Source organism: Aminobacter sp. DSM 101952 (assembly GCF_001424795.1).
Lineage (GTDB): Bacteria > Pseudomonadota > Alphaproteobacteria > Rhizobiales > Rhizobiaceae > Aminobacter > Aminobacter aganoensis.
Window position 1 is genome coordinate 17,097 of sequence record NZ_LMCL01000035.1, and the last position, 12,641, is coordinate 29,737.

Annotated in this window: 13 protein-coding genes; 7 read left to right on the forward strand and 6 right to left on the reverse strand. The window is 62.7% G+C overall.

The window, feature by feature from the left end; translation table 11 throughout:
• Positions 1–85: 85 nt before the first annotated feature.
• Positions 86–1,405 (reverse strand): tRNA uridine-5-carboxymethylaminomethyl(34) synthesis GTPase MnmE, encoded by a 1,320-nt coding sequence (gene mnmE / locus ASC75_RS24100; protein ID WP_055981796.1) that lies wholly within the window; start codon positions 1,403–1,405, stop codon positions 86–88.
• Between the two features lie 62 nt (positions 1,406–1,467).
• On the opposite strand from mnmE, the gene ASC75_RS24105 reads away from it, so the two are divergent.
• Positions 1,468–3,486, forward strand: coding sequence for a thioredoxin domain-containing protein (locus tag ASC75_RS24105; RefSeq protein ID WP_055981800.1), 2,019 nt, complete (start codon positions 1,468–1,470; stop codon positions 3,484–3,486).
• A 5-nt stretch (positions 3,487–3,491) separates the two neighbouring features.
• Here the strand turns inward: ASC75_RS24105 and rho are convergent, their stop codons facing one another.
• From rho to hemE, 3 genes are all read right to left on the reverse strand, one after another.
• Positions 3,492–4,757: a transcription termination factor Rho gene (gene rho, locus ASC75_RS24110; protein ID WP_055981803.1), complete on the reverse strand. Its 1,266-nt coding sequence runs from the start codon at positions 4,755–4,757 to the stop codon at positions 3,492–3,494.
• Between the two features lie 163 nt (positions 4,758–4,920).
• A complete protein-coding gene (hemJ, locus tag ASC75_RS24115; protein ID WP_055981805.1) occupies positions 4,921–5,460 on the reverse strand; it encodes a protoporphyrinogen oxidase HemJ in 540 nt (179 codons plus the stop codon).
• The gene (gene hemE, locus ASC75_RS24120) at positions 5,457–6,491 is read right to left on the reverse strand and encodes a uroporphyrinogen decarboxylase (protein WP_055981807.1); all 1,035 of its coding nucleotides are present in this window, start codon (positions 6,489–6,491) and stop codon (positions 5,457–5,459) included. The genes hemJ and hemE overlap by 4 nt, the downstream gene beginning before the upstream one ends.
• A gap of 400 nt (positions 6,492–6,891) precedes the next feature.
• On the opposite strand from hemE, the gene ASC75_RS24125 reads away from it, so the two are divergent.
• The 5 genes from ASC75_RS24125 (at position 6,892) to dnaQ (ending at position 10,567) form a co-directional block, all read left to right on the forward strand.
• Positions 6,892–7,713: a pyruvate, water dikinase regulatory protein gene (locus ASC75_RS24125; RefSeq protein ID WP_055981813.1), complete on the forward strand. Its 822-nt coding sequence runs from the start codon at positions 6,892–6,894 to the stop codon at positions 7,711–7,713.
• A 53-nt stretch (positions 7,714–7,766) separates the two neighbouring features.
• Positions 7,767–8,366 (forward strand): Maf-like protein, encoded by a 600-nt coding sequence (locus tag ASC75_RS24130; RefSeq protein WP_055981816.1) that lies wholly within the window; start codon positions 7,767–7,769, stop codon positions 8,364–8,366.
• On the forward strand, positions 8,359–9,195 hold the full coding sequence (locus ASC75_RS24135) for a shikimate dehydrogenase (protein WP_055981819.1): 837 nt from the start codon (positions 8,359–8,361) through the stop codon (positions 9,193–9,195). The genes ASC75_RS24130 and ASC75_RS24135 overlap by 8 nt, the downstream gene beginning before the upstream one ends.
• On the forward strand, positions 9,192–9,782 hold the full coding sequence (gene coaE, locus ASC75_RS24140) for a dephospho-CoA kinase (protein ID WP_055981822.1): 591 nt from the start codon (positions 9,192–9,194) through the stop codon (positions 9,780–9,782). Before ASC75_RS24135 ends, coaE begins: the two co-directional genes overlap by 4 nt.
• Before the next feature lie 68 nt (positions 9,783–9,850).
• Positions 9,851–10,567, forward strand: a complete 717-nt coding sequence (dnaQ, locus tag ASC75_RS24145; protein ID WP_055981825.1) for a DNA polymerase III subunit epsilon — start codon at positions 9,851–9,853, stop codon at positions 10,565–10,567.
• Between the two features lie 62 nt (positions 10,568–10,629).
• Here the strand turns inward: dnaQ and secB are convergent, their stop codons facing one another.
• Positions 10,630–11,124 (reverse strand): protein-export chaperone SecB, encoded by a 495-nt coding sequence (gene secB / locus ASC75_RS24150; RefSeq protein ID WP_055981830.1) that lies wholly within the window; start codon positions 11,122–11,124, stop codon positions 10,630–10,632.
• Positions 11,125–11,235: 111 nt separating this feature from the next.
• On the reverse strand, positions 11,236–11,709 hold the full coding sequence (locus tag ASC75_RS24155) for an FxsA family protein (RefSeq protein WP_055981833.1): 474 nt from the start codon (positions 11,707–11,709) through the stop codon (positions 11,236–11,238).
• A gap of 214 nt (positions 11,710–11,923) precedes the next feature.
• On the opposite strand from ASC75_RS24155, the gene ASC75_RS24160 reads away from it, so the two are divergent.
• Positions 11,924–12,631: a Tim44/TimA family putative adaptor protein gene (locus ASC75_RS24160; protein ID WP_055981835.1), complete on the forward strand. Its 708-nt coding sequence runs from the start codon at positions 11,924–11,926 to the stop codon at positions 12,629–12,631.
• The last annotated feature ends 10 nt before the right edge of the window (positions 12,632–12,641 follow it).

Here is a 12,641-nt window from a genome sequence, read left to right on the forward strand (position 1 = left end):
GAAACAACCTGACCGCGCGAACGAGAGTCAACGTCGATGTTTCACGTGAATCAGCGCTGTCCACCGCTGAAATGTTCCACGTGAATCACTTGCCGATGCAGAATTGCGAGAAAATCACGTCCAGCAGGTCTTCCACGTCGACTGCACCGGACAATTTGCCGATTCGATCACTGGCCAGCCGCAGATTCTCGGCCTTCAGTTCCAGTAGCGAATCTTGCGTGGACAACGCCAACTCCAGGTACCCCGACGCTTGTTGCAGCAACTCGACATGCCTCAGGCGCGAGGGCAGAACATCGCCGCGTTGCCCGATGGCCTCGCCAGCCATGGCGCTGATCATATCGAGAAGCCTGTCGAGTCCTTCGCCGGATTTGGTGGAGATAGATGCCGCATACCGACCGTCTTCCAGGGAGGCCGACAAGTCCAGCTTGTTCCCTATTCTCAGATTGCGTATGCCCGCAGGTATGTCGAGCACGGCAACAGGCGACGTCATGTCCTCCAGCAATACGACAAGATCGGCACCTTTCGCCCGCTCCCTGGCCCGCTCGATACCTATCGCTTCGACCTTGCCGGCCGGCTCGCGCAGACCGGCAGTGTCGATGATGCGCACCTTCATGCCATCGAGATCGAGCACCGCCTCGACGAGATCGCGCGTGGTTCCCGGCTCATCGGTCACGATAGCCGCGTCGCGCCGCACCAGCGCATTGAGCAAGCTCGATTTGCCGGCGTTCGGCGCACCCAGGATGACGACGTCGAACCCGTCTCGGATCATCTCGGCCTTGCCGTAACCATCGGCATGACGGTTCATCTCTTCGATCAGCAACTTTACGTCGCGCCAGATCTGCGTCGATACCGATCCCGGCACGTCTCCCTCGTCGGCGAAATCCATTTCAGCCTCGATCATCGCCCGCGCATGGATCAGGCGCTGGCGCCAGCCGAGATAAAGCTCGCTCTGCGCCCCTCCGGAATTCATCACGGCGAACTGGCGTTGCGCCTCCGTCTCCGCGTTGACCAGGTCCGCGAGCGCTTCCGCCTCGAGCAGATCGATCTTGCCATTGAGAAAGGCACGTTTTGTGAATTCGCCCGCCTCCGCCTGCCGAAATCCCGGCAATCCGGAGATCTCCGCCAGCAACGTCGCCACGACCGCCCGGCCACCATGCACCTGGAATTCACCGCAGTCCTCGCCGGTGAAGCTGTTCGGCCCAGGGAAAAACAAGGTCAGGGCCTTGTCGATCACCCTGCCATCCGACGCATGCAGGGCGCCGTAATGGGCCAAGCGCGGTTGCGGCAGGGAACCCCAGATCGTTTCGAGAGCGAATCGAACATGAGGCCCTGAAATGCGAATGATCGCCACGCCAGACGGCAGGTGGCCGCTGGAAAGTGCGGCAATGGAATCGGTGAATAGCATTTGCCGGTCTCTCGGAAGCGCCCTAGGTTGAACCCCATTATCATTTTTCGGACCGATCGCGCATGCTTCCGCAAGACAATTTGCTACGAGACGAAGGCAGCCCCTATCTGCGCCAGCATGGCGACAATCCGGTGCACTGGCGTCCGTGGTCGCCGGCGGCCCTGGCAGAAGCAGTAGCGCTGGACCGGCCGATCCTGCTGTCGGTCGGTTATGCCGCCTGCCACTGGTGCCACGTCATGGCCCATGAAAGCTTCGAAAACGCCGAAGTTGCCGCTGTGATGAACCGCCTCTTCGTCAACATCAAGGTCGATCGCGAGGAGCGGCCCGACATTGACCAGATCTACATGGCAGCGCTCGCCAGCATGGGCGAACAGGGCGGCTGGCCGCTGACGATGTTTCTCACCCCCGACGCCAAGCCGTTCTGGGGTGGAACCTATTTCCCGCGCGAACCGCGTTACGGGCGGCCGGGCGTCATCCAGGTGCTCAACGCCGTCGATGCGGCGTGGCGCGGCAAACGCGCCAGTATCCTGCAGAGTGCCTCCGAGTTGGCCCAGCATGTCAGCAAGCGGCTCGGCGGCAGCAGCGCGCCGGGACAATTGTCGACCGACACCGCCCGCACGCTGGCATCCGGCATCTACGACATGATCGACCGCCAGCTCGGCGGGCTTCGCGGTGCGCCGAAGTTTCCCAATGCGCCGTTCATGCAGGCCCTGTGGCTGTCGTGGTTGCGTTCGGACAACCAGGAGCATCGCGATGCAGTCACGGAAAGCCTGGCGCGCATGCTCGCCGGCGGCATCTACGACCATGTCGGCGGCGGCTTGGCGCGATACTCCACGGACGCGCAATGGCTGGTGCCGCATTTCGAGAAGATGCTGTACGACAACGCCCAGATGATCCGCCAGGCAAACTGGGCCTACGCTGCCACCGGCGACGAACTGTTTCGGATACGAATCGAAGACACCATCGCCTGGCTGATGCGCGAAATGCGCTTGCCAGATGGCACTTTCGCTTCCAGCCTCGACGCCGACAGCGAAGGCGAAGAGGGCCTATTCTACACCTGGACGAAGAGCGAGGTGGATACCGTCCTGGGCGACGATTCCGCGTTATTTTTCAAATACTTCACACTCACCAAGCCGGGTGCCTGGGAAGGTGACCCCATTATCCACCAGACAGAGGCTCAGGCCATGGAGGCGGCCGGCGCGCGCCAGGCCGTTTTGAGTCTCACTTCTCGTCTGCTCGAGATACGCGAGAAGCGCGTTCGGCCCGGCCGCGACGACAAGGCGCTGACCGACTGGAACGGGCTGGCGATCGTCGCCCTCGCGGAAGCGGGACGAAGCCTCGGCCGCGAAGACTGGGTGACGGCAGCGACGAAGGCATTCGATGCCATCCTGGCGTCGGCGAACCCGGAGGGACGCCTTCCCCATTCCAGCCTCGGCGACAAGCGGCTCTATCCGGCGCTGTCGAGCGACTATGCGGCGATGATCAACGCTGCGATTTCCCTGTTCGAAGCCACGGGCGACACGCGATACCTCGAGCATGGGGCACGTTTCCTGAACCTGCTCGAAACCTGGCACGCCGATGCCGGCAATACGGGCCACTATCTCACGGCGTCGGACAGTACAGACGTGCCGATGCGCATCCGCGGCGACATCGACGAGGCGATCCCGTCCGCAACCAGCCAGATCATCGAAGCGGTGGTGCGGCTCGCTAACATCACCGGCGGCATCGACCTGCAGCAACGCGCCTGGACGATTGCCGAACATGCCGCCGGCCGCATACAGAACCAGCAATACGGCCAGGCCGGCATCGTCAACGCCACCGTGTTGGCGCTTGAGCCCTCAAAGCTAATCGTCGTCGACGACCCATCGGCGCCGAGGCTTGTTTCGGTGGCGAATCGGAACCCCGATCCGCGCCGCGTCGACATCCTCCTCGACGTTGGCGACGACACGACCAACGCCAGATTACCCGGCGACATCCTGCCGGACACAAAAAAGGCCGGCGCATATCTCTGCACCGGCCTCATCTGTCTGCCCGTCATCGACGATCCCGAAAAGCTCGAAGAAGCCCTTCGCCGTCGCTGAACAGGTCAGGTGTTCATCGAATCGAAGAAATCGGCGTTGGTCTTGGTCTGCTTGAGCTTGTCGATGAGAAACTCGATAGCATCGGTCGTGCCCATCGGCGCGAGAATACGACGCAGCACGAAGATCTTCTGCAGATCCTGGCGCTGGACGAGCAGGTCTTCCTTGCGGGTACCGGACTTGAGGATGTCCATCGCCGGGTAGATACGCTTGTCGGCAACCTTGCGGTCGAGCACGATTTCCGAGTTGCCGGTGCCCTTGAACTCTTCGAAAATGACTTCGTCCATGCGGCTTCCGGTATCGATCAGCGCGGTAGCGATGATCGTCAGGGAGCCGCCCTCTTCGATATTACGGGCGGCACCGAAGAAGCGCTTCGGGCGCTGCAGCGCGTTTGCGTCGACACCGCCGGTCAGCACCTTGCCGGATGACGGCACGACGGTGTTGTAGGCACGGCCGAGACGGGTGATCGAATCGAGCAGGATGACGACGTCGCGGCCGTGTTCGACCAGGCGCTTGGCCTTCTCGATGACCATTTCAGCAACCTGGACGTGGCGAACGGCCGGTTCGTCGAAGGTCGACGACACGACCTCGCCCTTCACCGAGCGCTGCATATCGGTCACTTCTTCCGGACGCTCGTCGATCAGGAGCACGATCAGGTAGCATTCGGGGTGGTTGGTGGTGATCGAGTGCGCGATGTTCTGCAGCAGCACGGTCTTGCCGGTACGCGGCTGTGCCACGATCAACGCGCGCTGGCCCTTGCCGAGTGGCGCCACCAGGTCGATGACGCGGGGCGAAATGTCCTTGGTCGTCGGGTTTTCGACTTCCATCTTGAGACGCGACGTCGGGTACAGCGGCGTCAGATTGTCGAAGTGGATCTTGTGACGGATCTTTTCGGGATCGTCGAAATTGATCGTGTTGACCTTCAGCAGCGCGAAATAGCGCTCGCCTTCCTTGGGGCTGCGGATCGGGCCCTCGACGGTATCGCCGGTCTTCAGCGAAAACCTACGGATCTGCGAAGGTGAAATGTAAATGTCGTCCGGACCCGGCAGATAATTGGCGTTGGCCGAGCGCAGGAAGCCGAAGCCATCCTGCAGCACTTCGACGACGCCGTCACCGATGATCTCGATGTCCTGGCCGGCCAGCTTCTTGAGGATCGCAAACATCAGCTCCTGCTTGCGCATGACGCTGGCGTTTTCGACCTCGAGCGATTCGGCGTAAGCGATCAGCTCCGGCGGCTTCTTGTTCTTGAATTCGGCGAGTTTGGTTTCCTGCATGGACGGACTCTGAGCGTGGAGAGGATTGGCTATCGGCATTTTGCGATAAGCGCCGAGCGCGGCCAGGGAATGAATATGGGGCGGCGCATGGCGGGAAGGAAGAACAGCCTTTTAGCCCTCCCGAAACGAAAGAGCAAGGCGCACTCCAGCAAATTTAAGGTCTTCAGAAGGGCTTTACAACCACCAGGATGACGATGACGACCATCAGCACCGTCGGGATCTCGTTGACGATGCGCCAATGGCGCGACGGCTTTTCGTTGCGGTCCTCGGCAAATCGCCGGACAGACGCCGAAAGATAGCCGTGGACACCTGAAAGCAGCAGCACGGCCGTCAGCTTGGCGTGCAGCCAGCCACCGCTGAAATCAAATCCCTTCCAGGCCAGCCACAGGCCGAACACCCAGGTGACGATCATCGCCGGATTGATGATGGCGCGCAGCAACCGGCGCTCCATCACCTTGAACGTTTCGGACTGCACCGAGCCCTTCTCGGCCTCGGCGTGATAGACGAACAGCCGCGGCAGATAGAGCATGCCGGCCATCCAGGAGATCACGGCAATGATGTGGATGGCCTTCGCCCAGAGGTAGAAACCGTCTGGCGCGGCCAGGAACAGCAGCGCCGTCAGCGCGGCCAGGACCACTATCGAGATCACGGCGCGCTTGGCCGCTGTCGCACCGCTCGATGCCTGTTGTGCATTGCTGCTCATTGCTGGGTTGCCTTTCGCACCTGGCGGACCATGGCCTCAACATGCGCTACCGGCGTTTCCGGGGTGATGCCGTGGCCGAGATTGAAGATCAGCGGACCGTTTCCAAGCGTCTTCAGGATGGCATCCACGCCGTCTTCGAGGGCCTTGCCGCCGACGACGAGCCTGAGCGGGTCGAGATTGCCCTGTACGGCTCCATTGGCCTGCAGACGCTGCGCCTGGGACAGCGGCACCGTCCAGTCGAGGCCGAGGCCGGTAACGCCTGTGCGCTGCCTGTAGCTGTCGAGCTGGGTGCCCGCTCCCTTGGGAAACCCGATGATCGGAACGTCGGGATGGACGGCACGAACCTTGCGCACGATCTCGGCGACCGGCTTGACGCAACAGGCCTCAAACGTCGCCTCGTCGAGCACGCCCGACCAGGAATCGAAAATCTGCACCACATCGGCACCCGCCTCGATCTGGCGGATGAGATAAGCAGCCGAATTGTCGGCGAGAATCGACAGCAGCTTCGCCATGGCTTCCGGCTCGCGATAGGCGAACAGCCGCGCCGGTGCCTGGTCCGGAGTGCCATGGCCGGCGATCATATAGGTGGCAACCGTCCAGGGCGCTCCGCAGAAGCCGATCAGCGTCGTCTTCTCGGGCAATTCGCGGCGCAGGCGACGCACGGTTTCATAGACCGGTTCGAGATTCACGTGAAACTTTTCGCCGTCCAGCGCAGCAACTTCGCCCGCCGTGATCGGCGTCATCAGCGGCCCCCGCCCCTCTTCGAAGCGAAGATCGCGGCCGAGCGCATGTGGAACCACCAGGATGTCGGAGAACAGGATCGAAGCGTCGAAGTCGAAACGCCGGATCGGCTGCAGCGTCACCTCGACGGCGAAGTCAGGATTGTAGCAGAGATCGAGGAAGCTCCCGGCCTTCTTTCTGGCTTCGCGATACTCAGGGAGATAGCGGCCGGCCTGTCGCATCATCCAGAGCGGCGGAACCGCCTGGCTCTGACCTTTCAGCACTTCGAGAACTGTGCGCTTTACGGGCATCAGGTCTGCCTTTCCTTGAGCCTTCTATAAACAAAAATTTATATCGAAGGATTCTTCTAATTCTTAGAGTCTGTTGGAATCGAGAATTCCGACCTGTCCATAGGCGGCCCGAGATATCCACTTGTCATAGTGACGCGCGGCCGTTTTCGCCAGCGTGGAAAACTCCGGGCAGCAAGCGGATTCATCGATTTGAATCAGGAATCTAGCCAACCGGATGGAACGGACTGATTCTGTGGACGGCCAGGGACCGAAAAACTATCCCCGCAATACTCCCCGCCACGAAAGCGAAACAGACAGCGAGGCGAATTGTGGACAAGTCGGCATCTGATACAGTCGCGCCGGCCGCTTCGAGCCGAACCGCCCGTTTATCCACATTTGACCACAGACCCAGGCGACCACTGTGAACAAACCGCAAAGCTTCTTCCATCTGCACCTGATCTCAGACGCCACCGGCGAGACGCTTCTGGCGGCGGGGCGCGCGGCTTCGGCGCAATACAAGGACGCGCGCGCGATCGAGCACATCTACCCGCTGATCCGCACAGAGAAGCAGCTGATGAAGGTCTTCGACGACATCGACGAGGAGCCGGGGATCGTGCTCTACACCGTCGTCGACCAGCACCTTGCCGGCATCATCGACAGCCGTTGCGCGGCTATGGGCCTGCCATGTGTCTCCGTCCTCGAACCGGTGCTGTCGGTGTTCCAGTCCTATCTCGGTGCGCCGGCCGGCCGACGTGTCGGCGCCCAGCACGTTCTCGACGCTGAATATTTCCGCCGCATCGACGCGCTCAACTTCACCATGGAACATGACGACGGCCAGCTGCCGACGGACATGGAACAGGCCGACGTGGTGCTGATCGGCATTTCGAGGACATCGAAGACGCCGACCAGCATCTATCTCGCCAACCGCGGCATCAAGACTGCCAACATCCCGATCGTGCTCGGCGTCCCGGTGCCCGACAGCCTGGTCAAGGCCGAAAAACCCCTGGTCGTCGGGCTGATCGCCACCGCCGAGCGCATTTCGCATGTGCGCCAGAACCGCATTCTCGGCACGACCATGGCCTTCGACGCCCAGGAATACATCGACCGCGCCTCGATCACTGAGGAACTGGCCTATGCCCGTAAGATCTGCACCAGGCACAATTGGCCGATGATCGACGTCAGCCGCCGCTCGATCGAGGAAACGGCAGCCGCAATCGTTGCCCTGCGCAACAAGAGCCGCTAGGACCCGGGCACCCATCATCTCCGCGAGCGCGGTTCGATTTCAGGCAAAGTACAGTGACCGAAAAACTCATCCTTGCTTCCGGAAGCCCGTTTCGCAAAGCCATGCTGGAACAAGCCGGCGTGGCTGTCGATGCCATCCCGGCCGATCTCGACGAGCGTGCCCTCGAGGCGCCACTGGCCGAAAGCGGCGCGACACCCGGGGAAGTGGCCCTGGTGCTCGCCGAAGCCAAGGCGGTCGCCGTCAGCGAGGAACACCCCGGTCGGCTGGTGCTTGGCTGCGACCAGACTTTGTCGCTGGGTGACGAGGTGTTCCACAAGCCGGCCGACATGGAAGGCGCGCGCCGCCACCTGCTCAGGCTTTCCGGCCGGACGCATCAGCTCAACAGTGCCGTGGTTCTGGTGCGCGACGGCGAAACGATCTGGCGTCATGTAGCGATCGCGTCGCTGACCATGCGCCAGCTCGACCCGGCCTTCATCGGCCGCCACCTCGCCCGCGTCGGCAGGAAGGCGCTGTCGAGCGTCGGCGCCTACCAGATCGAAGGTGAAGGCATCCAGCTGTTCGACAAGGTCGAAGGCGACCATTTCACCATCGTCGGCCTTCCGCTCTTGCCTGTCCTCAAGCAACTGCGCGAGCTCGGGGCCATCGATGGCTGAGCTGAAGGCATTCGTCTGCGGCCACCCGATCGCGCATTCGCGCTCGCCGCTGATCCATGGCCATTGGCTGAAGAGCTACGGCATCGACGGCAGCTACACGGCAATCGACGTGGCTCCGGCCGATTTCGCCGCCTTTCTGGGTGGGCTTGCCGCCGCTGGCCTGCGCGGCGGCAATGTCACGATCCCGCATAAGGAGGCCGCCTTCGCAGCCGTCCAGCGCCGCGACGAGGCCGCCGAACAGATAGGCGCCGTCAACACGCTGTGGTTCGAGGATGGCGTGCTGTGGGGCGGTAATACCGACGCCTATGGTTTTGCCGCCAATCTCGATCACCTTGCCCCGGGCTGGGCCGAGGGAGATGTCGCCGTCGTTCTGGGCGCCGGCGGTGCGTCGCGGGCGATCATCCATGCGCTCCAGCAGCGCGGCTTCAAGGATATCCGCATCGTCAACCGCACGGTTGCCCGCGCCGAACAGCTTGCCGGCCAGTTCGGCACCGGTGTGACTGCGCATCCACCGGCGGCGACGCCGGAACTGCTCGGCGATGCATCCTTGCTGGTCAACACCACGGCGCTTGGCATGCATGGCAATGAGGGCCTGCCTGCCGATCCCGCAACCCTGCCCGGCCATGCGATTGTCACCGACATTGTCTACGTCCCCCTCGAAACGCCGCTGCTCGCCGCTGCAAGGGCCCTTGGCCTCAAGACGGTCGATGGCCTCGGAATGCTGCTGCACCAGGCCGTGCCTGGCTTCGAACGCTGGTTCGGCCGCCGCCCGGAGGTCACCGCGGACCTTCGAAACCTGATCGTTGCCGACATGGACCGGAAGAAATGATCGTCCTCGGTCTGACAGGGTCGATCGGCATGGGCAAGTCGACGACAGCCAGGATGTTCGCCGAAGCCGGTGTCCCGGTCCATGATTCCGACGAGGCGGTGCATCGGCTTTATGCCGGCGACGCAGCCCCCCTGATCGAGGCGGCCTTTCCCGGAACGGTCAAGGACGGCATCGTCGATCGTACCGAGCTCGCCCGTCATGTCCTGGGCGACGGCGCGGCATTGAAGAAGCTCGAGGCCATCATACATCCCCTCGTCCGCGCCGATGCGAATGCGTTCCTGGAGCGCAGCCGTGCCGCAGCTGCGCCGATTGCCCTGCTCGACATTCCCCTGCTGTTTGAAACCAATGGCCGTGGCCGGGTCGACAAGGTTGTGGTGGTCACCGCATCGCCGCAGGTCCAGCGCGAACGCGTGCTGGCTCGCCCCGGCATGACCGAGCAGAAATTCGAGGCGATCCTCGCCAAGCAGGTCCCCGACGCCGAAAAGCGCAAGCTTGCCGACTACATCGTCGACACCGGCCACGGTCTCGACGCCGCGCGACAGGCCGTGCATGCCATCATCGCCGATTTGACGGTGGGAAAGCCCTAACCCCCGAATCGCCGCACTTGTCCGCCGGCTGCCTGTGCGGGCATGCTCGCGCCAAGGAGAATCACCACGTGCGCGAGATCATTTTCGATACGGAAACGACCGGCCTCGACAACCGCGAGGACCGCGTGATCGAGATCGGCGGAATCGAGATGATCAACCGCTTTCCGACCGGCCGGACCTTCCACAAATACATCAACCCCCAGGGGCGGCAGGTCCATCCCGATGCCCAGGCGGTGCACGGCATCTCCAACGCCGACCTCGAGGGCAAGCCGACCTTTTCCGAGATCCTCGACGAATTCGTCGATTTCATCGACGGCGCCAAGCTCGTCGCGCACAACGGCACCTTCGATCTGGGTTTCATCAATGCCGAGTTCGCGCGGCTCGACCAGGCGGCGATCGAAGCCGAGCGCCTGATCGATACGCTGGCGCTTGCCCGACGCAAGCATCCGATGGGCCCGAATTCGCTCGATGCGCTGTGCCGGCGCTACGGCATCGACAACAGCCGCCGCACCAAGCACGGCGCGTTGCTCGATTCCGAGCTCCTGGCCGAGGTCTATATCGAGTTGATCGGCGGCAAGCAGTCCGCGCTGGTGCTGGACAGTTTTTCGTCATCCGGCGCCAATGGCGGGTCGACGCGGCAGATCGAGATCGTCATCGCCACCCGGCCCGAGCCGCTGCCGTCCCGGCTGAGCGAGGCAGAACTTGCCGCGCACGAGAAGCTGGTCGGAACCCTCGGCGAAAAGGCGATCTGGGCCACGCTGCTTTCTCCCGCCGAGCCGAACTGAGCGCCGGATGCAAAAAAGCCCGGCGCTGAGGCCGGGCTTTCGAGAGTTGCGCGGGCAGCTGGTTAGCTGACCTTGACCTGCGAAGCGGCCTTTTCCTCGGCGATCTTCTGCTGGAACATCTGCGCGAAGTCGATCGGATCGAGCATCAGCGGCGGGAAGCCGCCGTTGCGGGTCGCTTCGGCGATGATCTGGCGGGCGAAGGGGAACAGCAGGCGCGGGCACTCGATGAAGAGCAGCGGCAGCATGTGTTCCTGCGGGAACCCGTCGATGCGGAAGACGCCGCCATAGACCAGCTCGACGTTGAACAGGACGTCCTTGTCGAAGGCGGCCTTGGCGCTCAGCGTCAGGTTGACGTCGAACTGCTTGTCCGTCATCGGGTTGGCGTTGACGTTGACGTTGATGTTGATGCCGGGAGCCTTGTCGCGGCCGCGCAGCGAATTCGGTGCGCCGGGGCTCTCGAAGGACAGGTCCTTCACATACTGCGCCAGCACGTTGAGCGTGGGCTGCTGTGCGTTACCGTTGCCGTTGGCGCCTTCCGGCGCTTCATTCGTGGCCATAAGCCCATGTCCTCTTGGCTCGGCCGCGGCGCGGCCCGTATTGAAATCGCGCGTTGGCTACCACGCTCGGCATGCCAAGACAAGGTTTTGCCGGCGTTGCAGGCTTCAGGCCTACTCGTCGCGGATCGAACGCCAGGGCGAATTCGGGTCTGGCTGGCGCGAAAAGTCGTCCGCGTCGAGGTCGATGGTCTTGCCGCCGGCCGGGCCGCCGCGACGGGCAAAGCCGCTGAACCCGGTGGTGAAGCGCACCCGCTTGCCGAGGAAGCGCCAGGCCAGGGCGCGGACCGGCGGCAGGAACAGGAGGATGCCGACGATGTCGGTGAGGAAGCCGGGGATCAGCAGCAGGATGCCGGCCAGCACGATCATCGCGCCGTTGGCCAGTTCCTTGGAAGGATCGCGGCCTGCGTCCATCTCGGTACGGATCCTGGTCATCACGCCAAAACCCTGCACCCGCAGCAGGATCGAGCCGACGATACCGCTGAGCAGGATCAGGCCGATGGTCGCCAGCACGCCGATCTCGCTGCCGACAACCACGAAGCCGGCAATTTCGAGCAAGGGCAAGGCAAGGATCAGGAGAGGCAGCATGAAGGGCGTCGATCCGGTCCGGTTTGAGTTGACGTGACATCGATATGCGGTCACAGGCATACCGCATACATCTTTAGATAGGGCGCTGCGCCTTTGATTTGAATGATCGGCGCATGCGTTCTATATGCAAAGGCTAAGGGGCGCCCCAAAAGCGCCGGCAATTGGCAGATAGTCAGGCTTCGGCCGTGAACAAGGGACGGATCGGCGGGAAGATATGGAATTCTTCGATTTCGGCACGATTTTCTTTCTGATCGCAGCGGTGGTGATCTTCTTCCAGCTGCGCAACGTGCTCGGCCGCCGCACCGGCAACGAACGCCCGCCTTTCGATCCCTACACGGCGGCCCGCAGCAAGCCGCAGGACGCCAACGGCAAGTCCGAGAACGTCGTGTCGCTGCCGCGCAAGCGTGCGGCCGGCGAAGCCGCCGAGGACGCCTATGTCGCCATCGACGCCTTTGCCAAGCCGGGCACCGATCTCAACAAGGGACTGCGCGCCATCAAGGATGCTGATGCGTCCTTTGAACCCAAGGGTTTTGTCGAAGGCGCCAAGATGGCCTACGAGATGATCGTCATGGCTTATGCCGACGGCGACCGCAAGACGCTCAAGAACCTGCTTTCGCGCGAGGTATTCGATGGCTTCGTCGCGGCAATCGCCGAGCGCGAGGGCCGTTCGGAGAAGATCCAGTCGTCGTTCGTCGGCATCGACAAGGCCGACATCGTTTCGGCCGAGATGAAGGGCGGCGAGGCCCATGTCACGCTGCGCATCGTCTCGGAGCTGATCTCGGCGACGCGCGACAAGGCTGGCGACGTCATCGACGGCGATCCGGAGACGGTGGCCGAGGTCAAGGATGTCTGGACCTTCGCCCGCGACACCCGCTCGCGCGACCCGAACTGGAAGCTCGTCGCCACCGAGGAAGAAGACTGATCGTGCGCGG